This window comes from Streptomyces sp. NBC_01214, from assembly GCF_026340975.1.
Classification (GTDB): Bacteria; Actinomycetota; Actinomycetes; order Streptomycetales; family Streptomycetaceae; genus Streptomyces.
This window is the reverse complement of record NZ_JAPEOS010000002.1, coordinates 2020069-2044134: the sequence shown is the minus strand read 5'-3', so window position 1 is coordinate 2044134 and position 24066 is coordinate 2020069. Positions and strand designations below refer to the sequence as shown.

The 24066-nt window shown below is 75.0% G+C and carries 16 protein-coding genes and 1 riboswitch; of the genes, 7 read left to right on the top strand and 9 right to left on the bottom strand.

Features of this window, described 5'->3' with window-relative positions; genetic code table 11:
* Window positions 1-205: 205 nt before the first annotated feature.
* Window positions 206-805 carry an acyltransferase gene (locus OG594_RS33985; RefSeq protein WP_266606213.1) on the bottom strand — a complete coding sequence of 200 codons (600 nt, stop codon included), beginning with the start codon at window positions 803-805 and terminating at the stop codon, window positions 206-208.
* A 316-nt stretch (window positions 806-1121) separates the two neighbouring features.
* Between OG594_RS33985 and OG594_RS33980 the strand changes: the two genes are divergently transcribed.
* On the top strand, window positions 1122-2009 hold the full coding sequence (locus OG594_RS33980; protein WP_266606212.1) for an ion transporter: 888 nt from the start codon (window positions 1122-1124) through the stop codon (window positions 2007-2009).
* 23 nt (window positions 2010-2032) lie between these two features.
* On the opposite strand, the gene OG594_RS33975 is transcribed toward OG594_RS33980, so the two are convergent.
* From OG594_RS33975 to OG594_RS33960, 4 genes are read right to left on the bottom strand one after another with little or no spacing between them, the layout of a single operon-like run.
* Complete coding sequence (locus OG594_RS33975) at window positions 2033-5611, bottom strand: SAV_2336 N-terminal domain-related protein (RefSeq protein WP_266606211.1); 3579 nt, start codon at window positions 5609-5611, stop codon at window positions 2033-2035.
* Complete coding sequence (locus tag OG594_RS33970; protein ID WP_266606210.1) at window positions 5608-6696, bottom strand: MoxR family ATPase; 1089 nt, start codon at window positions 6694-6696, stop codon at window positions 5608-5610. The genes OG594_RS33975 and OG594_RS33970 overlap by 4 nt, the downstream gene beginning before the upstream one ends.
* A gap of 31 nt (window positions 6697-6727) precedes the next feature.
* Window positions 6728-8818, bottom strand: a complete 2091-nt coding sequence (locus tag OG594_RS33965; RefSeq protein ID WP_266606209.1) for a caspase family protein — start codon at window positions 8816-8818, stop codon at window positions 6728-6730.
* Window positions 8815-10092: a hypothetical protein gene (locus tag OG594_RS33960; protein ID WP_266606208.1), complete on the bottom strand. Its 1278-nt coding sequence runs from the start codon at window positions 10090-10092 to the stop codon at window positions 8815-8817. The genes OG594_RS33965 and OG594_RS33960 overlap by 4 nt, the downstream gene beginning before the upstream one ends.
* A gap of 226 nt (window positions 10093-10318) precedes the next feature.
* Here OG594_RS33960 and OG594_RS33955 point away from each other — a divergent pair, with 226 nt between their 5' ends.
* Together OG594_RS33955 and OG594_RS33950 are read left to right on the top strand one after the other, a co-directional pair.
* Complete coding sequence (locus tag OG594_RS33955; protein WP_266606207.1) at window positions 10319-11284, top strand: serine protease; 966 nt, start codon at window positions 10319-10321, stop codon at window positions 11282-11284.
* 94 nt (window positions 11285-11378) lie between these two features.
* The gene (locus OG594_RS33950; protein ID WP_266606206.1) at window positions 11379-11981 is read left to right on the top strand and encodes a TetR/AcrR family transcriptional regulator; all 603 of its coding nucleotides are present in this window, start codon (window positions 11379-11381) and stop codon (window positions 11979-11981) included.
* 235 nt (window positions 11982-12216) lie between these two features.
* Here the strand turns inward: OG594_RS33950 and OG594_RS33945 are convergent, their stop codons facing one another.
* On the bottom strand, window positions 12217-13194 hold the full coding sequence (locus tag OG594_RS33945; protein WP_266606205.1) for an oxidoreductase: 978 nt from the start codon (window positions 13192-13194) through the stop codon (window positions 12217-12219).
* A 208-nt stretch (window positions 13195-13402) separates the two neighbouring features.
* Here OG594_RS33945 and cbiE point away from each other — a divergent pair, with 208 nt between their 5' ends.
* The 3 genes from cbiE to OG594_RS33930 are packed head-to-tail and all read left to right on the top strand — an operon-like array spanning window position 13403 to window position 16165.
* On the top strand, window positions 13403-14656 hold the full coding sequence (gene cbiE, locus OG594_RS33940) for a precorrin-6y C5,15-methyltransferase (decarboxylating) subunit CbiE (RefSeq protein WP_266606684.1): 1254 nt from the start codon (window positions 13403-13405) through the stop codon (window positions 14654-14656).
* Entirely contained in the window at window positions 14653-15402 is a 750-nt protein-coding gene (gene cobM / locus OG594_RS33935; protein ID WP_266606204.1) for a precorrin-4 C(11)-methyltransferase, read from the top strand. Before cbiE ends, cobM begins: the two co-directional genes overlap by 4 nt.
* Entirely contained in the window at window positions 15392-16165 is a 774-nt protein-coding gene (locus tag OG594_RS33930; RefSeq protein WP_266606203.1) for a cobalt-precorrin-6A reductase, read from the top strand. The genes cobM and OG594_RS33930 overlap by 11 nt, the downstream gene beginning before the upstream one ends.
* A 135-nt stretch (window positions 16166-16300) precedes the next feature.
* Here the strand turns inward: OG594_RS33930 and OG594_RS33925 are convergent, their stop codons facing one another.
* Genes OG594_RS33925 through OG594_RS33915 form a run of 3 tightly spaced genes read right to left on the bottom strand, consistent with a single transcriptional unit; the run spans window position 16301 to window position 19769 of the window.
* Window positions 16301-17797 (bottom strand): precorrin-2 C(20)-methyltransferase, encoded by a 1497-nt coding sequence (locus OG594_RS33925; protein WP_266606202.1) that lies wholly within the window; start codon window positions 17795-17797, stop codon window positions 16301-16303.
* Window positions 17794-18441 (bottom strand): precorrin-8X methylmutase, encoded by a 648-nt coding sequence (locus OG594_RS33920; protein ID WP_266606201.1) that lies wholly within the window; start codon window positions 18439-18441, stop codon window positions 17794-17796. The genes OG594_RS33925 and OG594_RS33920 overlap by 4 nt, the downstream gene beginning before the upstream one ends.
* Window positions 18438-19769 carry a cobalamin biosynthesis protein CobG gene (locus OG594_RS33915; RefSeq protein ID WP_266606200.1) on the bottom strand — a complete coding sequence of 444 codons (1332 nt, stop codon included), beginning with the start codon at window positions 19767-19769 and terminating at the stop codon, window positions 18438-18440. The genes OG594_RS33920 and OG594_RS33915 overlap by 4 nt, the downstream gene beginning before the upstream one ends.
* Before the next feature lie 540 nt (window positions 19770-20309).
* Window positions 20310-20393: riboswitch (cobalamin riboswitch) on the top strand.
* Between the two features lie 55 nt (window positions 20394-20448).
* On the opposite strand from OG594_RS33915, the gene cobN reads away from it, so the two are divergent.
* Entirely contained in the window at window positions 20449-24066 is a 3618-nt protein-coding gene (cobN, locus tag OG594_RS33910; RefSeq protein WP_266606199.1) for a cobaltochelatase subunit CobN, read from the top strand.

Below are 24066 nucleotides of genomic sequence, written 5' to 3'. Positions count from 1 at the left end.
GGACACGCGTGATCGGCAGTGTCAGCAGGCGCAGGTGTGCCCGCGCCGGCATGGCACTGCCCCGGTGCCCTCGTCGTACACAACCCCCCACTGAACATGGCCTGTTGCCTGCTCAGATCCCGTGTGCAGGGACACGTTATGCCCACGGATGTTCATTGATTGTGGTTTTGAGGAAATGCCGGTGCCCTAAATTGCCGACATTCCGTCAGGTTCGCTCGATGAGCGAGCCGTCCTTCTCTTCGTGCAGCGCTCCGGTGCGAGGACACTCCCAGGTGCCCGGCTCCCCCTCCCGCTCCACCAGGCGGACCCCGGCCCGGCCCACCCAGCCGATCCGGCGGGCCGGTACGCCCGCGACGAGCGCGAAGTCCGGTACGTCCTTGGACACGACGGCGCCGGCCGCGACGAGCGCCCAGCGCCCGACGCGCACCCCGGCCACGCACACCGAGCGGGCCCCGAGCGAGGCCCCCTCGGCGACCACGACCCCGGCGGCCTCCCAGTCGCCGTCCCGCTTGATCCGGCCCTCGGGGTCGACCGCGCGCGGGTAGAAGTCGTTGGTGAGCACCGCCGCGGGGCCGATGAAGACCCCGTCGCCGAGGACCGCGGGCTCGTAGACGAGTGCGTAGTTCTGCAGCTTCACGTGGTCGCCGATCCGTACGCCGGGTCCTACGTACGCCCCGCGCCCCACGATGCACCCGCGCCCGAGCCGGGCCTCCTCGCGGATCTGCGCCAGATCCCAGATCGTGGTCCCCTCACCGAGCTCGGCGCTCTCGTCGACCTGGGAGGAGGGTTGGATACGGACACTCACGGCGCGGTCCCCTTACGGCTGCGAGGCATGCGGAAGCACGAATGCACGGTGTACGGACGTACGCAGTGCGGGTGTACGAGGCGAGCATATGCGCCGACGGGTCGCCCCACCCGCAGATCAACCGACTGTTCACGCAACGCACTTGACCCCGGCCCGGGACGAGGGGTGAAAGGCGGCGCACGGGAGCGGAACCGTGCTCCCGCTCACGCCCGGGCGCATCGGAGGGCGTAAGGAGGTGAAACCCGATCGGGCTTGCGGCGTTAGAGGGGTGGCCCGCCGTTTCGCCCGCGGCGCAGACGAGAGGACGAGGAGCACGATGACAGACCCGAGGCCGGCCGGACGCGGCCGGATGAAGTTGGCAGCCCAGTGCCGGGTGGCCACGGAGGCCCCCGCCTTCGGGGTGGTCGTCTTCTGCGCGATCCTCTTCAACGCCGCCCTGATGGGGGTGGAGACGTACAGCGGGCTCGCCGCGGAGTACCGGCTCGTGCTCCAGGGAGCGGAGAACTGCTGCCTGGCCCTGTTCACCCTGGAAATGCTGCTGCGCGTGGGCGCCTGCGCCGACCGGCCGAAAGCATTCTTCCGTGACCCGTGGAACCTCTTCGACCTCGCGGTCGTGGCCTCCGCCTTCGTCCCGCTCGTCCGGGAGAACACCACCCTGCTGCGGCTGCTGCGCCTGGCCCGGGTCCTGCGCACCGCCCGCTTCCTACCCCACCTGCGCATCCTGCTGATCGCCGTCGGCCGCAGCCTGCCGGGCACCGCCAGCTTCCTGTTCGTCGGCGCGCTCGTCCTGTACGTCTACGCCATGGTCGGCTGGGTGTGCTTCGCGCAGTCGGACCCCGGGCACTACGGCTCGGTGGGCCGCGCGATGCTCACGCTCTTCCTCCTGACCACGCTCGACGGCCTGACGGACGCCGTCCGGGCGGGACTGCAGATCTCCCGGCTGAGCATCATCTACTACGCCTCCTACGCGCTGCTGGCCTCCTTCGTCCTGGTGAACGTGCTCATCGGAGTCGTCCTCAACTCCCTCGACGAGGCGCGCGAGATGGAGGACGAGGAGAACCGCGCTCCGGCGCCGGGCACGGATCCCGACGTCCGGGCGCGGATCGCCACCGCCCGCCGGGCCCTGGACGAGATCGAGGCCAGCCTGCCGGTGGCGGCCGACCGGCCGAAACGGCAGCTGGAGGCCTCGCACACCGGGCCCTGAGGGCCCGGCGACCGCATCACCGGCTACGCCTCGGCTTCGAGCAGCCGGACGTCCCACGTGCCGTCCGAGCGCCGGACCGAGGTCCAGCCGTCCGGCGGCACCACGAAGGGGAACTGGCCGACGAGCGAGTCCGCCTCGAAGAGCACGCCGTCGAAGCGGACCCGGCCCCGGAAGCTCGCCCGCACGAAGTCCACCGGCGCTTCGAAGACCGCCCTGTTGGACAGCAACCCGCCCTCCCACTCCGCGGACGCGAAGGAGACGGCCCCGGCGAAGCCCGCCTCGTTCAGCATGGCCAGACCGCCGAAGAACGTGCGGGAGAAGTCCGCGGTCCCGGCCACCTGGACCCCGTTCAGGTCCGCGGACGCCGCCAGCACGGCCCGGGCGAAGGAGACGTCACCGAGGAACGCCGCGTTCTTGAACCCCGCCGAAGCGTGGAAGAGCGCCCGGCGGAACGTGGCCGTTCGGTGGAAGCGGCACCGGTCGAAGTCACCGACGCGCTCGAAGACCGCGCCGTCGAGGGAGACCGGGCCGGCGAAGGCGACTCCGGCGAAACCGGCCCGGCCCTCGAAGGAGGCCCGGACGAAGGACGCGCGGTCCGAGAACTCGATGTCCGACCGGTTCCAGCCGTCCACGAAGCGTGCCCGGTCGAAGTCCGCCGGCCCCAGTGCGACGGGCCCCGGAACGCCCGGCTGCAGCGCCATGAGGAGGCGCGGCAGCAGGCCGTGGTCGAAGGTGGTGCCCCGGAGGTCCACCGGCGCCCCCGGGGACAGCGTCCCGAAGTAGGTCTCCTGGTCCTCGATCTCCAGGTGGGCCAGGCACCGCTCGTAGCCCGGCAGCCGGATGCCGATGCAGGCCCGCGGGTCGACCGGTGGGGCCTTAAGTCCGCAGGTCGGCCAGCCGATGCCCTCGTCCAGGAGCCCGTCCGCCTCCGTCAGTACCTGCCCGAGCACACCGGCGGGCGCGTGGTCGTCGGAACACACCCAGCCCTCGTCGGCGCCGCCCACCCGGTGCAGCGCGATCCGGGCCGGCGAGCCGAGCACGTCACCGAGTTCCTCGTACAGGCGGTGGGAGACGGCGAGGACGAGCGCCCCCGGGCGCACCGTCCGTCCCAGCCGGTCCGCGATCGCGGGGTGCCGCACCAGTCGGGCGCTCTCGTCCGCGTCCCCTCCCACGGCCACGCCGAGCGGGGGGTGCATCCCGTCCATGCGCCGGAATCCGTACCGGGTCATGGCTCCGGGCAGTTCGAGCAGGAGCTGGCCCGCCTTGGCGTGGGCGCCCGGCGCGGCGAAGGTGACGAGCAGCGGAGCGTCCCCTTCACCGCCGGTCAGCCGCCCGGTGACGCCCGTGTCCGCCATGAGCTCGGCCAGCATCGCGTGCGTCTCCGCCGTCGCCGAACTCCCGATCGGGACCACGCCGTCGGCGCCCGGCAGCACCGCCAGGCACACCGCGGTCTCCGTGTCCTGCGCCCGTACGGAACCCTCCAGCGCCGCCCGGAAGCCGCTCTGTTCCATCAGGGCGTCGGTCAGCAGGAACACCAGGCGGTTGGGCGAGACCGTGTGGACGACGCCGACCAGCGCGCCGCCCCGGGAGACGGGGCCGCCGCGGTAGTGCGTCCAGCCCTCCGGCTCCGCGGACAGCCGGACGACTTCGCCGTTGAGGTCACCGCCGTGCGGCAGCACCTCGCCCGTCAGGGAGACCGGGTCCCCCTGGTCCGTGCGGCCGTCGACGCGGACCTGGGCCAGCTGGTGGTCCACGGGCAGCCAGGGCAGCGGCTCCGCGCCGGCCGCCGGATCCATCAGGTCCTCGTCCGCCTGGAGCAGCAGCATCCGGGGCGCCGCGTCGTCCCACCACACCGCCCGGCAGGGGACCTCCCGGTCGCCGGGCCGCACCCAGGCCACCGAGCCGGCGGGGGGCACCGCGTCCCCGACCGTGAGGACGAGGCGCGGGGTCAGCAGGGTGCCGACCTCCTGCGGCTCGGGCATCCCGTCGTGGCGGACCCGTACGACCCGGTCGGCCAGGCCCGGCTCCCGCGGTGGCCGCGCCGCGAACGGCAGGGCCCCTTCGGCCACCCGGCGCACGCCCTCCCGGCCCGTGGTGACGCGGGTCGCGGAGAAGTCCGGGCCGGTGCGCCGGTTGCGGGACACGAACTCCCACACGCGGCGCCGGACCAGCTCCCGTACGGCGGCCACGTCCCCGCGCAGCTGCGAGCCGAGCAGCACCTCCCGTACGCCGGGTAGGAACTCGAACTCCACCTCTGCGGGGTCCTGTCCGTCCTCCCAGGTTTCGAAGAGCCCGCCGAGGGCGACCTCGGCGAGGTGGCCGTGCTCCGAGTCGCGCAGCAGGGAGCGCCGGACCAGGGTCATCACCGGCAGGGTGAGCGGTACGGCGGCCAGGTGGGCGGCGAGCTGCTGGGCCGTCGGCGAGGCGCTCGCCCGGAAGTCCTCCACCACCTCCAGGGCGCTGCGGCCGCCGCCGGGAGCGGGATCGTCCGGGGCGCCCGCGGCGGCGGGTTCCGGGTCCAGGCGCAGGCAGGCGAGGCGCCGCCACCGGCCGTCCCCGGAGACCACCCGCACCAGCCGGGCCAGGCTGCCGGAGGCGACACCGACCACGGGGACGACGGCCGGGACCGCGGTGCGGAGGCGCCTCGCGCGGGCGCGGCGGGCGGCCGGGATCCGCTGCCAGGAGCGGGTGGCGGCGGCCGGCCGGTCGGCGCGGACGGCGAAGGGGACGGGGCGGACGGCGCCGCGCGTCCAGAGCCGTTCGGGCAGGACGTTGAGTACGGCGACGGCGTTGTGCGCGCACCAGTGCCGGAGCACGCCCTGCACCGGGGCCTCGCGCCAGCCGCCCGCCACGGTGTCGGAGAGGACGAGGATCAGCCGGCGGCCCGCCGGATCGGCCAGTTCCAGGGGGTTGCGGGGCGGGCCGCCGTGGCCGCGGGTGACCATCGGGGTGCCGCCGGAGCCGGTGCCGGTCAGCTGCCAGGTGCGCACGTCGCGGAAGACGCCGCTGCGGGTCAGGACGCGGCGGAGCTCGTCCACGTGGTCCGCCCAGAGCAGCATGGAGCGGTGGGTGTCGATGACCAGGGCCAGGTCCAGCCAGCGGCTCTCGGCGGGGCGCAGGACCGGGGTCGTCACCATCCGCTCGATGCTGCGTTCCACGGTGAGCTGCTCGTCCAGTTCCTCCCCGGGGCCGCCGATGGAGCGCCTCCCGACGGGCCGGAGGGAGCGCATCAGGGCGAGCGGGTCGTCGAGGGAGGCGGCCCGCGGCAGCCGCAGGGGTGAGCCGCGGCGCCGGGCGCCGCCGTCGTCCGGTTTCCCGGTGGGGTCGCGCCGGGCGGCCGGGAAGAGCTGGACGGCCGGGTCGCCACCGGCGGAGGTGCCGGGCGGGGGCGGCGCGCCGGGCTCGGGCGACGGGGTGCCGGGCGGGGGCGGCGGCTCGCCCGGCGGGTCGGCGCCGGGGGCTGCGGGCGGGCGGGCCTCGCGGCCCGCGTCGACCCGGGCCGCCAGCCACAGGATGTCGGCGATCTCCTCCGCCCCGATGCCGGTGTTCGGGACGTTGCCGTCGGCGCCGTCGGCGAGGGCCGCGAGCAGCTCCTCGATCACGCCGTGGGCCCGGTGAGGTGCTGCATGACGGTGGCGAGGAAGCGTTCGCGGTCCGCGGGCGCGGACCAGGCGCCGGCGAGTCGGAGCTGGATGGCGTTGAGGAGCTGGTCGGTGGCCAGGTCGCCGTCCTCGCCGCGGTCGAGGAAGGCCCGGACGAGGTCCTGGTACTCCTCGCCGGATTCGATGTCGACGCCGAGCCGGCGGCGCACGATGCGGGCGAGCTTGTCCGGTCCGGGCGGCTCCAGGTGGAGGCGGACGCAGCGGCGTAGGAAGGCGGGCGGGAAGTCGCGTTCGCCGTTGCTGGTGAGGACGACGACGGGGAAGTAGCGGCACTGGACGCGGCCCTGGCTGATCCGGACGACCGCGTCGGGGTCGTCGTCGGTGCCGATGGCGACGGTGGGGTCCTCCTGGGCGAGGCGGGCGAGTTCGGGGATCAGGAAGCCGCCGTCCTCGAAGACGGTGAGGAGGTCGCCGGGGAGGTCGATGTCGCTCTTGTCGATCTCGTCGACGAGCAGCACGCGCGGGCGGTCCTGCGGGAGGAGGGCGGTACCGAGGGGGCCGAGGCGCAGGTAGCGGGAGATCGAGGGGGCGGACGGGGCGGGGGCGGTGTCCGGCGCGGGCCCGGGTACGGCGGCGGGCTGCGCGCCCGGGGTGCGCAGCTGCTCCAGGCCGGCTTCCTGGAGGCGGCCGATGGCGTCGTACAGGTACAGCCCGTCGCGCAGGACGGTCCGGCTGGTGATCGGCCAGTGCAGTACGGGCCCCAGGTTCAGGTCGGAGGCGATGCTGTAGGCGAGCGTGGACTTGCCAACGCCCGGTTTCCCGGTGACGAGCAGCGGCCTGCGCAGGTGCAGCGCCGTGTTGACGACGTCCTTCTCCGGCTCGTCGGGCACGTAGCCCTCGCCGCGCCGCCAGGTGCGCTCCCAGGCCGCTCCCGCGCACCCGGGCGGCGCGTATCCGGGGTCGGGGGCGCCGGTGAAGTCCCGCCAGGGTGGCGGGAATCCGGCCTCCAGGCGGGCACGCCGGTCCGCGCCCTCGCCGGTCCCGTGGTACAGCCACCAGTCCTTCACCACTGCGTCTGCCTCCATCTTCGGTTCCGCCGTCTGTCGGTGGTCGGGGTCAGGCCAGGGACCGGAGGCCCGGCATGTCGTCGGGATCGTCCCACAGGAGCACCAACTGGTCTCCCCCTGCGGGTGGTTGGTGGGCGCGTGCGGCTCCTCCGGCGGCGCCGGCGGCCGCCCGGCGCACGTCCCGCACGCGTGCGGGCAGGGCCAGTACGTCGAGTGCGCCGGGGTCGGGGCGGCCGTCCGGCCCGGCCGGGGCCAGCAGGTCGAGGAGTGCGGGCGCGGGCAGGCCGCCCCCGCGCCGCCATACGGCCACCGGGAGCCCGCCTTCGAGCACGGCCTCCAGCAGTCCGACGTGCGGGGCGGCCGTGGTGTGGGCGAGGACGCAGGCGGGCGGCGGCTGGGCGGCCAGCTCGATGCCGAGCGCGTCGGTGACCTCCTCGTCCGCGACGACCCGTACGGCGTCGGGGTGCCGGCCGCCCTGGGCGTGCAGCCAGCGCCAGGCGCCGTGCCATTCGGCGCGGGTGTCCGCCCGCTCCTGCGGGCAGCGCACCACCACCTGGTGGAGCAGGCCGAGGGCGCGGCGGCGGCCGGCCGGGCCGCGAGGCACCGGCCACTGGTCGAAGTCGGCGTCGAGCAGCTCGTACGGCACGTGGAACTCGATGCGGTCCACCGCGGCGACGGACGGCTGCCACCCGGCCCCGCCCCCGACCCCTCCGTCGCCCTCGCCGGCCGCCTCCGGCGCGCCGCCGATGAGGGCGAGTTGCCGTACGAGCTGCTCCCGCACCTCGTCCAGTGCGACCGGGGCTCCCTCCGACTCCCATACGTGCCGGGCCCGTTCGCCCCGCAGCCACATCCGGGCCAGGAATCCGGGCTCGCCGCCCGGCGGTGCCTCCAGCCGGACGTGCACGACCGTCCTGCGGGCCGGGGGTGGCGGCGGGGGCAGCACCGGCAGGGCGAGGCGCTCGCGGGTGGCCCGCACCCAGTCCCCGAGGCGGGCCGCCCACCGGTCGTCGCCCGCGGCGGCGGCCCGGTCCGCGAGGAACCGTACGAAGGGCACCGCCAGCGGCATCCCGCCGCGCCCGCCCTGCCGCTCGTCCAGGTCCTGGACCACCTCCAGCAGGCCGTCCCCGGGCAGACCGCCGCGTACCGGGGTGGTGCAGCCTGCCGCCTTGAACGCCCAGGCGTAGGCCTCGTAGGCGCAGCGCGGCAGTTCGCGGCCCTCGAAGAGCTCGCCGAGCCCGTCCCAGGCCGCCTGGTCGAGCTTGGCGGCCCGGGGCAGTGCGGCCCGGGACAGGTCGTCGTCGAGGAAGGAGCAGGCGTCCCAGTCCCGATCGACGATGAACTGCGGCAGCTGCCAGCCCTCGCCGCGCTCGCGCAGTTCCTGGAAGGTGCGGTGGATGCTGAGGGCGGCGCCGGGCAGCCCGCTGACGCTCTCCCGTACGGACCGTCCGTCCAGTTCGCCGAGCAGGGCCTCGGTGAACCGGCCGGCGCCGCGCTCGGGGTCGTTCTGGGCGACCTCGCCCTCGCGGGAGGCGTAGAGCCGGAACTGGCGCCGGCCCGGTACCGAACTCCCGCCCCCGTAGTCGGTGTTGCCGAAGTTCCACCGGGTGTCGCGGGGCGCGTCGACCCGGCAGGAGTCCACGAGTGCGGCCTGGAGCGGGAAGCGGCGCTGTTTGACGAGGTCGGTCCGCCACCAGCGCAGTGCGGAGTCGAGGTTGAGGTGCCTGATCTGGCTGGGGCGGGCGTCGGCGCAGGGCAGCATCAGCTCCTGGTGCGGCCCGAGGTAGCCGTGTCCGGCCCAGAAGATCCAGAGCAGGTCGCCGTCGCACTGCGGGAGTTCGTCGAGGAGCGCCGCTTTCACGTTCTCCTCGGTCGCGGGCCGGTGAGCCGTGCGCAGGGCGGTCATCGCCGGGGAGTCCGTCCAGTCGAGGTCGCCCGGTTCGTCGAGCGGGGAGAGCAGCAGCCGGACGTTGCCGGGCGGCACCTCGGCCGGGCCGGTCAGCCACCGGGCGAAGCGCAGGGCGTCGCGGGCCGGACCGCGCAGGTTCCAGCGGTGGCTGATGTCGTAGCGCTCGACCCCGGCGACGAGCGCGAAGGTGCGCTGCGGTCCGAGGGCCGGGGGCAGGAAGTCGGCGGGAGTCACCCGATCTCCGCCTCGTTCACCGCCTGTTCGATCCGCTCGTAGAGGGAGTCCTGTTTCCAGTAGGCGCTGTGGCAGGCCGGGAACGGCTGGCGGCTGCGGACCTCGTGGTCGCTGACGCGCACGTCACCGGGGAAGACGGGTGCGGCGAGGTAGGAGAGCACGTCGTGCCGGTCGTAGACGTTGAGCCAGCGCGGGAAGCCGTACGGGAGCTTCGCGCCGGGTTCGAGTGCGGTGAGCGCGCCCAGTTCGTAGAGGAACGGGGCCTGGGAGCCGACGGTGACCAGCAGCTCGGCCCCGGGGACGGCCTCGCCGCGGGCGGCGGCGAGGGTGAGGAGGTCCACCAGGGCGATCCCGCCGAGGCTGTGGCCGATGAGGACGGTCGGCCCCGGGTCGGCGGTGATCCGGGCGTGCAGGAAGTCCCGCAGCTCGTGGCCGCGGGACTGGTAGCGCAGGATGTCGCCGAGCACGGGGGTGGCGCCGACGGTGAGGGAGCCGCGCCGGGCGTCGAGGAGGGGCTGGGTGGTGACCCGCAGGGCGAGCCGGCCGAGGACGGCGGCCACGCGGGCGCCGGGAACCCGGCCGTCGCCGCCGAGCCGGGTGGTGAGCAGCTCGACGAGGCGGTCGCGTTCGGCGCCGGTGCAGTCGGCCTCGTCGGTGGCGGCGGCGGTGGCGAGGGCGGCGGCGGTCACGGCCCGGGCGAGGGCGGTGGCCAGCTCGCGGGCCTGCGGCTCGTCGACGGCGCGGGCCGCGGCCCGGGCCGCTTCGGCGGACCCGGCGGCGGTGTCCAGGGCGGCGGCGAAGCCCGCGGCGAGGCCGGTGCCGTGCAGCAGGGCGCCGAGCTCGTCCCCGGTCGGGGGCGGTGCGGGCGGTAAGCCTTCGAGCAGGGCGAGCACCCGGGCTCCGGCGGCCCGTACGCCGGGCATCGCGAAGGCGTCGCCGTACCCGGCGTCCTCGTCGTCGGCGTCACCCCGGTCGCCGGGGGCCGCCCAGCCCGCCTCGGCCAGGACCCGCAGTTCGCACAGCGGGTCGGCGAGCAGCAGCGCCCACTCGGCGGTCTCCGCGTCCACGGGGTCGGGCGTGCCCTGCGGCCCCGGGCGCAGTCCCGGCACCGAAGCGCCGCCCGCGCCGAGGGTCGCGCCGAACCGGTCGCCCCAGTAGCAGGATTCGACGGCCGCTCCGGGGAATCTGGCCGCCAGCCGCTCCCGGACCTGGGCGAACAGTCTGTCGTGCCGCTCGCGCCGCACCCCCGTACCGTGGACAAAGAGAAAACGCATCGCAGCCCGGCCCCCTCGCGCAGTCGTCCCCCGCCCGGCACCATAGCCCGGCGGGGGTAACGAGGGCCATGGAACGTCGAGTTCGGCGTGCGCGGGCGGAGGGGGGCCGCCGGCGGGGGGACCGGGGGCGGGGGCTGTGAGCACGGACACGTCCGCCCTTCGGAACCCGGGCCGCCGCTCCCCCATCGAACGAAGAGTCTGAAGGCGTCTGGGGCGGGAGCACTACATGGTCGACAAGGTTGACGAGCGGGAACGGCAGCGGGGGCGGGCCGCCCCGCGGGGTTCCGTGGTCGTCGGCCTCCTGTGCACCGTGGTCCTCGCGGGCGTCGGCTACGTCGCCTGGGAGCTGCGCGGCATCGCCGCGAACCGCGCGGACGGCGATGCCGCGCAGGGCGTCTACCAGCAGGACCCCGAACGCGCCGACAAGACGGCTGCCTCGGTGCTGGACGGGATCGTGCGGGAGGTCACGGAGCCGCCGACCGACGACAAGGCCTTCGACGCCGGCAGCGGGGCGGACTGGCGGTACGCCGGGTGGCAGCCCTCCGATCCCCTGGAGGCCCGCCCCGCCCCGGCCGAACCCGCCGTGGGCGCCCTCTTCTCCCCCGGCGGCGACGGCGACCCCGACCACCACTGCTCGGCCGTCGTGGTCCACTCCCCGCGGGGCGACCTCATCGTCACCGCCGCGCACTGCGTGTACGGCGGCGGATTCCGCACCAACCTCGCCTTCGCGCCCGGCTACCGGGACGGTGTGGCCCCGTACGGCATCTGGGTGCCGACCCGGATCGACGTGGACCCGCGCTGGACCCGGGACCAGGACCCCGACCACGACGTCGCCTTGGTCCGACTGCGCCGGCCCGGCTATCCGGGGCAGCGGTTGGAGGACGTCACGGGGGCCCTGACCATGGACTTCGGGACCGAACTACCGGCGCCCGCCCGGCTCATGGGCTACCCGAACTACGCCGAGCAGCCGCTGGAGTGCCGGAACACCGCCGTCCAGGCCGGGCCGACGCAGGTGCGCCTGGACTGCGCGGACGTACCCAACGGCACCAGCGGCGGCCCGGTGACGACCGGCCGCAGCACCCTGATCGGAGTGATCGGCGGCCGCGACGGCGGCGGGGACGAGGAGACCTCGTACAGCGTCCGCTTCGGCGACGCCGTCCGCGCCCTGTACGAGCGCTCCACCAAGCCCTGACCCCGACGTTCGCCCCGTCGGCAGGTGCACCGGAATTGCTAGGCTCGCCGGCACGGATTTCGGGCATCAGGACGCACATCGACGGGACCGCACCATGTCTCCTAAGCAACAGCGGGGCGAGGCCACCGTCGACCTGCTCCTGACCACCGCCCTGCGGGTGTTCGCCGAGTCCGGACAGCAGGGTTTCACCGTGACCGCGGTCGTCTCGGCCAGTGGGGTCAGCCTCGGCAGCCTCTACCACCACTTCGGCAGCTTCGACGGTCTTGCCGCCGCCCTCTACATCCGGTGCATGGACCAGCTGTGCGACGACATGGTCGCCGCGCTCACCCGGTGCCGCACGGCCCGCACCGGGGTGCGCGCGTGGGTGGCGGCCTACCTGACGTTCACCCAGGAACACCGGGACGTGGCGCTGTTCCTGCACGCCTCCGCGTATTCCGGATATCTGGTGGCCCACGCCGAGGAGATCGGCGCGGCCAAGGCGGAGAAGTTCGGGCCCATCGTGCGCTGGCTCGGGGTGCGCATGGAGCGCGGCGAGATCGCTGCGCTCCCTGCGCCCGTGGTCGAGGTGCTGGTCATGGGCCCGCTCGCGGAGGCGGCCCGGCGCTGGCTGTCCAGCACCTACGAGATCGACCTCACCGAAGCCGCCCGCTACCTCCCCGACCACATCTGGCGCTCCCTGCGCCCCGAGCCCGTCTGAGATCCCGATCGGCCCGGCCCGGTCCCCGGCCGTGCCGGTCGACGCGGTCGTCGATGCGGTCGTGCCGGTCGATGTGGTCGTGGCGACCGCGGGTTCGTGGGTGGTTGTCCGGCTCGTCGTCGTTCATGCCGCAGATTCTGCTGCGCGGGGGGCGCTCGGGGCAGGTCCGCGCCGGGGCGCCCGGAGGCGACCCGGGGGGCGGGCGGACTCGCTTCGAGGAGCCCGCGCGATCCGCTCAGCGCGGCAGTGCGGCGTACGAGACCCCCGTGAGCTGCTCGGAAGCCGCCCACAGCAGCTCGCCGGAGGCGTCGTCGAGGGTCCACCCGGCCCGCCAGGACCGCGCGGGCGCCCCGCGCCAGCCGAACCGCGGGCCGATGAACGCGTCCGGCCGGACCCCGGGCGCGGTGGCCGCGTAGAGGGTGGGCAGCGCGCCCGAGGAGGTGGGCTGGGCGAGGACCGCGTTGCCGAGCGCGGCCACCCGCGAGTTGAGGGTGGGGCCCTCCAGCTTCGACGCTCCGGAGTGGAGGTTGCTGGAGGCGTAGCCGGGGTGGGCGGCGACGGCGGTGATCGGGGAGGCGGCGGCCGTGAAGCGGCGGGACAGCTCGTGGGTGAAGAGCAGGTTGGCGGTCTTGGAGCGGCCGTAGGCGGTCCAGCGCCGGTAGCCGTGCTCGCCGCCCGGGTCGGCGAGTCCCGAGCCCGCGGGGCCCGCGTCGGTGGGGCCCGCGTCGGTGGGGCCGATCCTCCCCAGGACGTGGAAGCCGCTGGAGACGTTGACGATCCGGGCCCCGGGGGCGGCGGCGCGCAGTCGCGGCAGCAGCAGTCCGGTCAGGGCGAAGTGCCCGAGGTGGTTGACGCCGAACTGCGTCTCGAACCCGTCGGCGGTGCGCCCGTACGGCAGTGCCATCACCCCCGCGTTGTTGATCAGCAGGTCCAGCGCGGCGTGCCGCTGTGCGTACCCGGCGGCGAACTCCCGTACGGAGGCCAGGTCGGCGAGGTCCAGCGGCATGAACTCGGCCTGTGCCCCCGGGACTTCCGCGCGCAGCCGGATCGCGGCGGCCCGACCGCGGGCCGCGCTGCGGCAGGCCAGCACCACCGAGGCGCCGCGCCGGGCGAGCTCGCGGGCGGTGACGTAACCGATCCCGCTGTTGGCCCCGGTGACGACGGCGCTGCGGCCGCTCTGGTCGGGGATGTGCGTGGCGTTCCAGCCCGGCATGGCGGCTCCCTCGTGAGGCAGTGGGTTACCGAGGGTAGACCGAGGGGGTTCCGCGGGTGCCGCCAGGGCCGGGGCCTTGCCGGGGCCTTGCCGGGGCCAGGGCGGCGCGGGCCGCGGATCCGCAGGCCAGTAGGCTGCGGGTCCGCCCTCTTTCCCCATCCCGATCCCGTCCCCGAGGAACCGCGCCGTGAGCTCCCCGCCGCCCCCCATGCCCGTGACGGTCGTCGGCCTCGGCGCGGACGGCTGGGCCGGGCTCTGTGCCGCCGGCCGCGCCGCGCTGTCCTCGGCCGAGGTCCTGATCGGCGGGCCGCGCCAGCTGGACCTGCTGCCGGCCGCCGAGTGCGCCGGTGAGCGGGTGGCCTGGCCGAGCCCGCTGCGGCCCGCCGTGCCGAAGCTGATGGCCGAGCACGCCGGCCGCCGGATCGCGGTGCTGGCCAGCGGTGACCCGATGTTCTACGGGATCGGGCGCGCCCTCGCCGAGGAGCTCGGGCCGGGGTCCCTACGGGTCCACCCGCACCCCTCGTCGGTGTCCTACGCCTGTGCCCGTCTGGGCTGGCCGGTGGAGGACACCGAGGTGGTCACCGTGGTCGGCCGCCCGGTGGCCCGGCTGGCCGCCGCGCTCCACGAAGGCCGCCGGGTGCTGGTGCTCAGCGCCGGAGCGGCGTCCCCGGGCGAGATCGCCGCCCTGCTGCGGGAACGGGGCTTCGGCCCGAGCCGGATGCGGGTGCTGGAACAGCTCGGGTCCGAGCACGAGGACACGTACGAGGGCCGCGCCGACGCCTGGGACCGCGCGCCCGGCGATCCCCTGAACGTGGTCGCGCTCGACTGCCGCCGGGACCCGGCCCACGGTGCGCCGCGGCTCGGCGCGACCCCGGGCCTCCCGGACGCCGCGTACGAACACGACGGGCAGCTCACCAAGCGCCACGTCCGGGCCGCGACCCTGTGCGCGCTGGCCCCGGCCCCCGGCGAGCTGCTGTGGGACATCGGCGGCGGCTCCGGCTCCATCGGCATCGAGTGGATGCGTACGCACCCCTCGTGCCGGGCGGTGGCCGTGGAGCGCGTCCCGGAGCGGGCCGCACGCATCACCCGCAACGCGGCGGCGCTCGGCGTACCCGGCCTGCGCGTGGTCATCGGCGCCGCACCCGAGGCCCTGGCCGGGCTGCCGGCCCCCGACGCCGTGTTCATCGGCGGCGGGCTGACCGCGCCCGGCCTGCTGGACGCGGTCTGGGACGCGCTGGCCCCCGGCGGCCGGCTGGTGGTCAACACCGTCACCCTGGAGTCGGAGGCGGTGCTCGCCGAGCGCTACCGGCGCCACGGCGGCGAACTGGTGAAGCTCGCCGTCGCGCACGCCGCGGCGGTCGGCGGTTTCACGGGCTGGCGGCAGGCGATGCCGGTCACCCAGTGGTCGGTGACGAAGCCTGCCGAACCGGCCGCCGCATCCAAGGAGGAGGATCGAACATGACCGTGTACTTCATCGGTGCGGGCCCCGGCGCCGCCGACCTGATCACGGTGCGCGGTGCCCGGACCCTGGCCGCCGCCCCCGTCTGCCTGTACGCGGGCAGTCTCGTGCCGCGCGAGCTGCTGGCCGAGTGCCCGGCGGACGCCCACCTGGTGGACACCTCGCAGCTCAACCTGGACGAGATCATCGCCGAGTGCGTACGGGCCCACGCGGCGGGCCAGGACGTGGCGCGGCTGCACTCCGGCGACCCGTCGATCTTCAGCGCGGTGGCGGAGCAGATGCGGCGGCTCGACGCGGCCGGCATCCCCTACGAGGTCGTCCCGGGCGTCCCGGCCTTCGCCGCGGCGGCCGCCGCCCTCAAGCGGGAGCTGACCGTCCCCACCGTCGGGCAGACGGTGATCCTGACCCGGATCGCCCAGCAGGCCACCCCGATGCCGCCCGGTGAGGACCTGGCCACGCTGGGCGCGAGCGGCGCGCTGCTGGTCCTCCACCTGGCCACCCGCTACGTGGACCGGGTCGTCGACGAGCTGCTGCCGCACTACGGGGCCGAGTGCCCGGTGGCGGTCGTGGCGATGGCCAGCCGCCCCGACGAGCTGATCCTGCGCGGCACCCTGGCCGACATCGCCGCGCAGGTGAAGGAGCACGGCCTGGTGCGCACTGCCGTCATCGTGGTGGGCCGCACGCTGGGCGCGGAGCAGTTCAGAGACAGCCACCTGTACTCGGCCGATCGCGACCGGCATGTCTGCTGAACCGGCCCCCCTCCCCCCGCACCACGTCCTGATCCTCGGCGGCACGACCGAGGCCCGCCGCCTGGCGGAGGCGCTGGCACCCGACCCCTCGTGCCGGGTGACCACCTCGCTCGCGGGGCGGGTCGCCTCGCCCGTGCTCCCGCCGGGCGAGAGCCGGATCGGCGGGTTCGGCGGGGTCGCGGGCCTCGCCGCCTGGATCGTCACCCACGACGTCACCCGCGTCGTCGACGCCACCCATCCCTTCGCGGAGCGGATGAGTTTCCACGCGGCCGAGGCCCAGGCGCTCACCGGGGTACCCGTGCTGGCACTGCGGCGCCCCGGCTGGACCGCGCGGCCCGGCGACGACTGGACCTTCGTGGACGACCTCGACGGGGCGGCCGACCGGCTGCCCGGCGCCGGCTCCCGGGCGTTCTTGACCACCGGCCGGATGGGCCTGCACGCCTTCGCGCACCTCACCGACACCTGGTTCCTGGTGCGTTCGGTGGACCCCCCGGCGGCGCCGGTGCCGCCGCGCCTGGAAGTCCTGCTCGCCCGGGGCCCGTTCACCCTGGACGACGAGCGCGAGGTGCTCGCCCGGCACCGGATCGACGTACTGGTGACGAAGGACAGCGGCGGCTCGGCCACCGCCCCCAAGCTCACCGCGGCCCGCGAGGCCGGCATCCCGGTCCTCATGGTGCGCCGCCCGGCGGTTCCGCAGGGCGTACCGGAGACGGACTCGGTGGAGACCGCCCTGAACTGGCTGGACAGCGGGCGGATTCGGTAGGACACGAGGGGCCCGGCGGCCGGGGCGGCGGATCGCCCGCCCCGGATGCCGGGCCCTCTCGTTCACCTCACTCCGCGGTCGTGCCGGTGCGGGACACCGGCACCGTCACTGGCACCGGCACCGACACGAACACGGTCACGGGTAGCGGCGCGGCGTCCACGTGATCCTCGACCCGTCGGCCCGCTCGGTGACCTGCGTCTGCGAGGAGCCGATCAGCAAGATCGTGCGCATGTCGACCTCGGACGGCTCCAGTTCGTCGAGCGTGACGATCCGTACCGACTGCTCGGGGCCGCCCACGTCGCGCGCGACGACCACCGGGGTCCCGGGCGAGCGCAGCTCCAGCAGCAGCTCGCGGGCCTGGGCCACCTGCCAGGTCCGGCTGCGGGAGCCGGGGTTGTAGAGGGCGAGCACCAGGTCGGCCGCGGCCGCCGCGCGCAGCCGCTCCGCGATGACCTCCCAGGGCTTGAGCCGGTCCGAGAGCGAGATGGTGGCGTAGTCGTGGCCGAGCGGGGCGCCGGCCGCGGCGGCCGCCGCGTTGGCCGCGGTCACCCCCGGCAGGACCCGTACCGGCACGTCCTTGTACTCCGCCTGCCCGGCCACTTCCAGGACCGCCGTGGCCATGGCGAAGACACCGGGGTCGCCGCCGGAGACCACGGCCACCCGCTTGCCGCGGCGGGCGAGGTCGAGGGCGAACTCGGCGCGCTCCGACTCCACCTTGTTGTCGGAGCCGTGCCGGACCTGGCCCGGCTTGACGGGCACCCGGTCCAGGTAGGTGGTGTAGCCGACCAGCACCTCGGCGTCGGCCAGCGCGCGCCGCGTCTGCGGGGTGAGCCACAGCGGGCCGGCCGGGCCGGTGCCCACGACGACGACCTCGCCGGGGCCGGACGGCACGCTGCCCGGGTTGCCGATGCGGCTGGGGACCACGGCGACGGCGAAGTACGGCACGCTGTCGGCGTCGGTGTCGGCGAGGACGCCGGTGCGCTCGCCCGCCATGGTGGCGCGCTCGACGTAGCGGGCCTCGGCGAGCCGACCGCTGTTCTCCATCGCGCCGCGCACGGCCGGGAAGGTCCGGCCGAGCTTCATCACGACCGCCGAGTCGGTGGCGGCGAGGCGGGCGGTGAGCTCTTCCTCGGGCAGGGTGCCGGGCAGGATGGTCAGCACCTCCTCGCCCTCCACGAGCGGGGTGCCGAGCCGGGCGGCGGCGGCGCTCACGGAGGTGACGCCGGGGATGACCTCGGTCTCGTAGCGGTCCGCGAGCCGCTTGTGCATGTGCATGTACGAGCTGTAGAAGAGCGGGTCGCCCTCCGCGAGCACGGCGACGGTCAGCCCGGCGTCCAGGTGCGCGGCCAGGCGGGCCGCGGCGGCCTCGTAGAACTCCTCCATCGCGCCCTGGTAGCCGCCGGGGTGGTCGGTGGTCTCGGTGGTGACCGGGTAGACCAGCGGTTCCTCGACGTGGTCGGCGCGCAGGTGCTTCGCCGCGATCGAACGGGCGATGGAGCGGCCGTGGCGGGCGCTGTGGTAGGCCACGACGTCGGCCTCGGCGATCACCTCGACGGCGCGCAGGGTCATCAGCGACGGGTCGCCGGGGCCGAGCCCGACCCCGTACAGCCGGCCCTTGGCGGTGTCGCTCATTCGGCCACGCTCGCAATGGCGTTGACGGCGGCCGCGGCCATCGCGCTGCCGCCGCGCCGGCCGCGCACGATCAGGTGGTCGAGACCCGAGGGGTGGGCGGCGAGGGCGTCCTTGGACTCGGCGGCGCCGATGAAGCCGACGGGGACGCCGATGACGGCGGCGGGGCGCGCGGCGCCCTCCTCGATCATCTCCAGCAGCCGGAACAGCGCGGTCGGCGCGTTGCCGACAGCGATGACCGAGCCCTCCAGCAGGCCGCGGTCGCGCCAGACCTCCAGGGCGGCGGCGCTGCGCGTGGTGCCCATCTTCGCGGCGAGCTCCGGTACGGCCGGGTCGGAGAGCGTGCAGATCACGTCGTTGTCGGCGGGCAGCCGCTTGCGGGTGACACCGCTGGCGACCATCTGCACGTCGCACAGGATCGGCGCGCCCGCCTCCAGCGCCGCGCGGGCGCGCAGCACGACCTCGGGGGTGTACCCGAGGTCCTGCGGGAGGTCGGTCATTCCGCAGGCGTGGATCATGCGCACCGCGACCTGGGCGACCGTGTCGGGCAGCCCGGAGAGGTCCGCCTCGGCGCGGATCGTGGCAAAGGACTGGCGGTAGATGGCCGCGCCGTCCTTCTCGTACTCAAACACGGTGTACTCGCTCATTTCTTCACTACGTCGGGGTCGGTGCGGGCGTCCGCGAGTGCCGCGGCAAGTTCGGAGGGCCGTACGTCGTCGCGTACGGGGCGGCCGGGCGCGGCGAGCCGGTATCCGGAGCCGGTGGCGACCAGGTCCACCCAGGCGGTGCCGCGCGGATGCCCGCAGCGGCGCTCGCAGCCGGACCAGTGCACGGGCAGCGGACCGCGCGCCCGGTCGGCGACGGCCCGCGCGTCGGCGCGTACGTCCGCGCGGGACTTCGCGCAACCGGGCCGCCCGGTACAGGCGGTGACGGACTCCCAGGGGCTGTCGGGGGCGAGGACCAGTCCGGCGGACTCGATCCGGGCGGCGCCGTTGATGGGCCTCCGGGCGCTCGCCGAGGGCAGGATGACGCTGCGCCAGGGGGTGACGCGCAACTGGCGGCTCCCGCGGTCCGCGACCTGCACCAGGACCCGCCACTGCGCGGAGGTGAGCCGGCCGAGCGGGGGCAGGACGCACAGGGTCTCGCGGTCGCGCACGCCCGCGCCCCACGGCCGGGGCGGCGGAGCGTACGGCCAGTCCACCGCGCCGGTGGTCGCCGCCTCGATCCCCGCGGCTGCCAGGCGCCGGGTGAACTCGGCTGCGCGCAGGGGGTGTTCGGCGGGCAGTTCGGACACCCGCCAGGCCCGGGTACCCGCCGCCGCGTCGACGTCGAGGAAGTAGCGGGCGGCCAGCAGCGCCGCCTGCGGGGCGTCCTGCCCGGCCAGCTCCACGGCGTCGGCGGCCCGGCCGAGGCGGACCAGCGACCGGCCGCCGGGGCGGCCGAGGACGGTCACGTCGGGGCCGAGTGACGCCACGTCGCCGCGCCCGTCGTCGAAGGCGAAGAGGAACCGCCCGGACAGCGCGGCGGCCCAGGGGCTCGCGCACAGCAGCCGGTCGAAGTCCATGGCCCAGGCCAGTGCATCGGGTCGGTCCGCCGCCGCCGGCCCGTCCGGCCCGTCCGGCCCGTCCAGTCCGGACATCGGAGTCGCCACGATGTTCCGTACCCGCTCGTGGCTCGGCGCGGGAAGCAGCCCGGCCCCGTCCAGCAGCCGGGCGAGCCCGCCGCCGCAGCCGTCGGCCAGGCCGCGCAGCTGCACGTTGCCGCGCGAGGTCAGCTCCAGGTGCCCGTCCCCGAACCGGTCGGCGGCGAGCGCCAGCACCGAGGCCTGCCGGACGGTGAGCAACCCGGCCGGTACCCGGACCCGCGCCAGGAACCCGTCGTCCGCCGCGTGCAGCCGCAGCGCGCCGGGGCAGGCGTCACCGCGCTCCCGTATGACGGGTTCGTCCCGCGATGCGGCTGAAGGGGGCTGGGGCATGGCCGCGAGCATACCCACGATTGGGTCCCCCCGACCTGTGTCCGTCACCACCCCCACCAGCCACGTTCGCCCCCACCACCGCCCGAACCACCCTTTCGGCCCACCACCACCCGAAGCCCTCTCCCCCACCCCACGAAACCCTTCCCACCCCCGCCCGCCCTTTCCAGCCCCACCGAACCCTTCCCACCCCCGCCGGCCCCTCCCAGCCCCGCCCGTCCCTTCCAGCTCCCCGCCCCTCCCAGCCCCGCCGGCGTTTGAGGCGCCGGGCCCGGGGGCAGCACCCCGACCTTTCCAGCCCCGCCGGCGTTTGAGGCGCCGGGCCCGGGGGCAGCACCCCGACCTTTCCAGCCCCGCCGGCGTTTGAGGCGCGGGGTCCGGGGCAGAGCCCCGGCAGCGGCGCCGCAGCCGCACCGCACACCCGGCGAACCACCCGGCAAACCACGCGGCACGCCACCCGCCCGCCCCGGCCACACCCACCCGCCCCTAAGATGACCTTCCGGCGGACCACACGGCCCGCCGTCGCCGAGGACGGCGACATGGGAGGAAGCCCGGTGCGATTCCGGCGCGGTCCCGCCACTGTGAACCCCGCGGAGCGATCCGGCGACCGGGGTGAGTCAGGAACTCCCGCTGTCCTCACACTGCCCGGGGCGCGGAAACCCCGAGGAAGGCCTGCCGCCGCATGATCCTGCTGCTGTCGACGTCCGACACCGATCTGCTCAGCGCCCGCGCAGCGAACACGGCGGACGGCCCCGTCCCGTACCGGTTCGCGAACCCCTCCCGTCTCCCCCTCGACGACCTCCCCGGCCTCCTCGACGGGGTCGACCTGGTCGTCGTACGCCTCCTCGGCGGCCTCCGCGCCTGGCAGGACGGCCTCGACCTGCTGCTCGCCCCCGACCAGACCCGCCCGGTCGTGGTCCTGACCGGCGAGCAGGCTCCGGACGCCCAGCTCATGGAGGCCTCCACGGTCCCCATCGGCATCGCGGCCGAGGCGCACGGCTACCTCGCCCACGGCGGCCCGGCCAACCTGGAGCAGTTGGCCCGGTTCCTCTCCGACACGGTGCTGCTGACCGGCCACGGCTTCGAGCCCCCGGCCGCCTCCCCCACCTGGGGCCCGCTGGAGCGCACTCCGCAGCGCACCGAGGGCCCGCGGATCGCGGTGCTCTACTACCGCGCCCACCAGATGAGCGGGAACACCTCCTTCGTGCACGCGCTGTGCGACGCGATCGAGGCCCACGACGCCCAGGCGCTGCCCCTGTACGTGTCCTCCCTGCGCACCCCCGAGCCGGAGCTGATCGCCGCGCTGGAGTCGGCCGACGCGGTCGTCACCACCGTCCTCGCGGCCGGCGGCACCAAGCCCGCCACCGCCTCCGCCGGCGGCGACGACGAGTCCTGGGACGCGGGCGCGCTCGCCGGCCTCGGCGTGCCGATCCTCCAGGCCCTGTGCCTGACCGGGTCGCGCTCCGCCTGGGAGGAGAACGACGAGGGCCTGTCCCCGCTGGACGCCGCCACGCAGGTCGCGGTGCCCGAGTTCGACGGCCGTCTGATCACCGTCCCGTTCTCGTTCAAGGAGCTCGACGACGACGGCCTGCCCGCCTACGTGGCCGACCCCGAGCGGGCCGCCCGGGTCGCGGGGATCGCCGTGCGCCACGCCCGGCTGCGGCACATCGAACGCCGCGACAAGAAGGTCGCGCTGGTCCTCTCCGCCTACCCGACCAAGCACTCCCGCATCGGCAACGCGGTCGGCCTGGACACCCCGGCCAGCGCCGTGGAGCTGCTGCGCACCCTCATCGCCGGCGGCTACGACTTCGGTCCCACCGAGGACATCCCGGGCCTGGTCTCGGGCGACGGCGACGAGCTGATCCGCGCCCTGATCGAGGCCGGCGGCCACGACCAGGACTGGCTGACCGAGGAGCAGCTGGCCCGCAACCCGGTCCGCATCCCGGCCGCCGACTACAAGCGCTGGTTCGCCGAGCTCCCGGCCGAACTGCGCGACAGCGTCACCGAGCACTGGGGCGAGGCCCCGGGCAACATGTTCGTGGACCGCTCCGCGAACCCGGAGGGTGACATCGTGCTCGCGGCGCTGCGCCGCGGGAACCTCCTCATCCTGATCCAGCCGCCGCGCGGCTTCGGCGAGAACCCGATCGCGATCTACCACGACCCGGACCTGCCGCCGTCGCACCACTACCTGGCCGCGTACCGGTGGATCCAGGCGCGCGCCGAGGACGGCGGCTTCGGCGCCGACGCGATGATCCACCTGGGCAAGCACGGCAACCTCGAATGGCTCCCGGGCAAGAACGCCGGCCTGTCCGCGGCGTGCGCGCCCGACGCCGCCCTCGGCGACCTGCCCCTCATCTACCCGTTCCTGGTCAACGACCCGGGCGAGGGCACCCAGGCCAAGCGCCGCGTGCACGCCACCCTGGTCGACCACCTGGTGCCGCCGATGGCGCGCGCGGAGTCGTACGGCGACATCGCGCGCCTGGAGCAGCACCTGGACGAGTACGCCCAGATCTCCGCGATGGACCCGGCGAAGCTGCCGGCCATCCGCGCCCAGATCTGGACGTTGATCCAGGCCGCGAAGCTCCACCACGACCTGGGTCTGGAGGAGCGTCCGGACGACGACGGCTTCGACGACTTCCTGCTGCACGTCGACGGCTGGCTGTGCGAGGTCAAGGACGCCCAGATCCGCGACGGTCTGCACGTCCTGGGCGGCGCGCCGACCGGTGAGGCCCGGGTCAACCTGGTCCTGGCGATCCTGCGCGCCCGGCAGATCTGGGGCGGTACGACGGCCCTTCCGGGTCTGCGCGAGGCGCTCGGCCTGGACGAGTCCAAGGCCACCCGTACCTCGGTGGACGCCGTGGAGGAGCAGGCCCGGGCCCTGGTCCAGGCGATGGAGGACGCGAACTGGGACCCCTCGGCGGTCTCCGCGGTCGCGGCCGACCACTCCGCGGACGTGACGGCGGTCCTGACCTTCGCGGCGAACGAGGTGGTCCCGCGCCTGGCGGGCACCACGGACGAGATCGCCCACGTGGTCGCGGCCCTGGACGGCCGCTTCGTCCCGGCGGGCCCCTCGGGTTCGCCGCTGCGCGGCCTGGTGAACGTGCTGCCGACCGGCCGCAACTTCTACTCGGTCGACCCCAAGGCCGTCCCCTCCCGCCTGGCGTGGGAAACGGGGCAGGCCCTGGCCGAGTCCCTCCTCAACCGGTACCGCACGGACAACGGCGAATGGCCGGCCTCGGTCGGTCTGTCCTTGTGGGGCACGAGCGCGATGCGCACCTCCGGCGACGACGTCGCCGAGGCCCTGTCGCTGCTGGGCGTCCGCCCGGTCTGGGACGAGGCCTCGCGCCGCGTCACCGGCCTGGAGCCGATCCCGCTCGACGAGCTGGGCCGCCCGCGCATCGACGTGACGCTGCGCATCTCGGGCTTCTTCCGGGACGCGTTCCCGCACGTCATCGGCCTGCTGGACGACGCGGTGCGGCTCGCGGCGTCCCTGGACGAGCCCGCAGACCAGAACTTCATCCGGGCGCACGCCCAGGCGGACCTGGCCGAGCACGGCGACGAGCGGCGCGCGACGACCCGTATCTTCGGCTCGCGCCCGGGCACGTACGGGGCCGGCATCCTGCAGCTGATCGACTCCCGCGACTGGCGTACGGACGCCGACCTCGCGGAGGTCTACACCGTGTGGGGCGGCTACGCGTACGGCCGGGGCCTGGAGGGCCGCCCCGCCCGGGACGAGATGGAGACGGCCTACAAGCGCATCACGGTCGCGGCGAAGAACACGGACACCCGCGAGCACGACATCGCGGACTCGGACGACTACTTCCAGTACCACGGCGGCATGGTGGCCACGGTCCGCGCCCTGCGCGGCACCGCCCCCGAGGCCTACATCGGTGACTCCACCCGCCCGGAGACGGTCAAGACCCGGACCCTGGTCGAGGAGACCAGCCGCGTCTTCCGTGCCCGCGTCGTGAACCCCAAGTGGATCGAGGCGATGCGCCGCCACGGCTACAAGGGCGCCTTCGAGCTCGCGGCGACGGTGGACTACCTCTTCGGCTACGACGCCACGACGGGCGTGGTCGCGGACTGGATGTACGACAAGCTCACCGAGACGTACGTCCTGGACCCGACGAACCGCGCCTTCCTGGAGGAGGCCAACCCCTGGGCCCTGCACGGCATCGCGGAGCGCCTGCTGGAGGCCGAGTCGCGCGGCATGTGGGAGAAGCCGGACCCGCAGGTCCTCGAATCCCTGCGCCAGGTCTACCTGGACACGGAGGGCAACCTGGAGGGCGAGTCCGAGTAG

Excerpts from the sequence above, each read along its gene's own strand:
- OG594_RS33980 (WP_266606212.1), top strand. The coding sequence starts at position 1,122 with ATGACAGACCCGAGGCCGGCCGGACGCGGCCGGATGAAGTTGGCAGCC.
- OG594_RS33970 (WP_266606210.1), bottom strand. The coding sequence starts at position 6,696 with ATGGAGGCAGACGCAGTGGTGAAGGACTGGTGGCTGTACCACGGGACC.
- OG594_RS33960 (WP_266606208.1), bottom strand. The coding sequence starts at position 10,092 with ATGCGTTTTCTCTTTGTCCACGGTACGGGGGTGCGGCGCGAGCGGCAC.
- OG594_RS33955 (WP_266606207.1), top strand. The coding sequence starts at position 10,319 with ATGGTCGACAAGGTTGACGAGCGGGAACGGCAGCGGGGGCGGGCCGCC.
- OG594_RS33950 (WP_266606206.1), top strand. The coding sequence starts at position 11,379 with ATGTCTCCTAAGCAACAGCGGGGCGAGGCCACCGTCGACCTGCTCCTG.
- OG594_RS33945 (WP_266606205.1), bottom strand. The coding sequence starts at position 13,194 with ATGCCGGGCTGGAACGCCACGCACATCCCCGACCAGAGCGGCCGCAGC.
- cbiE (WP_266606684.1), top strand. The coding sequence starts at position 13,403 with ATGCCCGTGACGGTCGTCGGCCTCGGCGCGGACGGCTGGGCCGGGCTC.
- cobM (WP_266606204.1), top strand. The coding sequence starts at position 14,653 with ATGACCGTGTACTTCATCGGTGCGGGCCCCGGCGCCGCCGACCTGATC.
- OG594_RS33930 (WP_266606203.1), top strand. The coding sequence starts at position 15,392 with ATGTCTGCTGAACCGGCCCCCCTCCCCCCGCACCACGTCCTGATCCTC.
- OG594_RS33925 (WP_266606202.1), bottom strand. The coding sequence starts at position 17,797 with ATGAGCGACACCGCCAAGGGCCGGCTGTACGGGGTCGGGCTCGGCCCC.
- OG594_RS33920 (WP_266606201.1), bottom strand. The coding sequence starts at position 18,441 with ATGAGCGAGTACACCGTGTTTGAGTACGAGAAGGACGGCGCGGCCATC.
- OG594_RS33915 (WP_266606200.1), bottom strand. The coding sequence starts at position 19,769 with ATGCCCCAGCCCCCTTCAGCCGCATCGCGGGACGAACCCGTCATACGG.
- cobN (WP_266606199.1), top strand. The coding sequence starts at position 20,449 with ATGATCCTGCTGCTGTCGACGTCCGACACCGATCTGCTCAGCGCCCGC.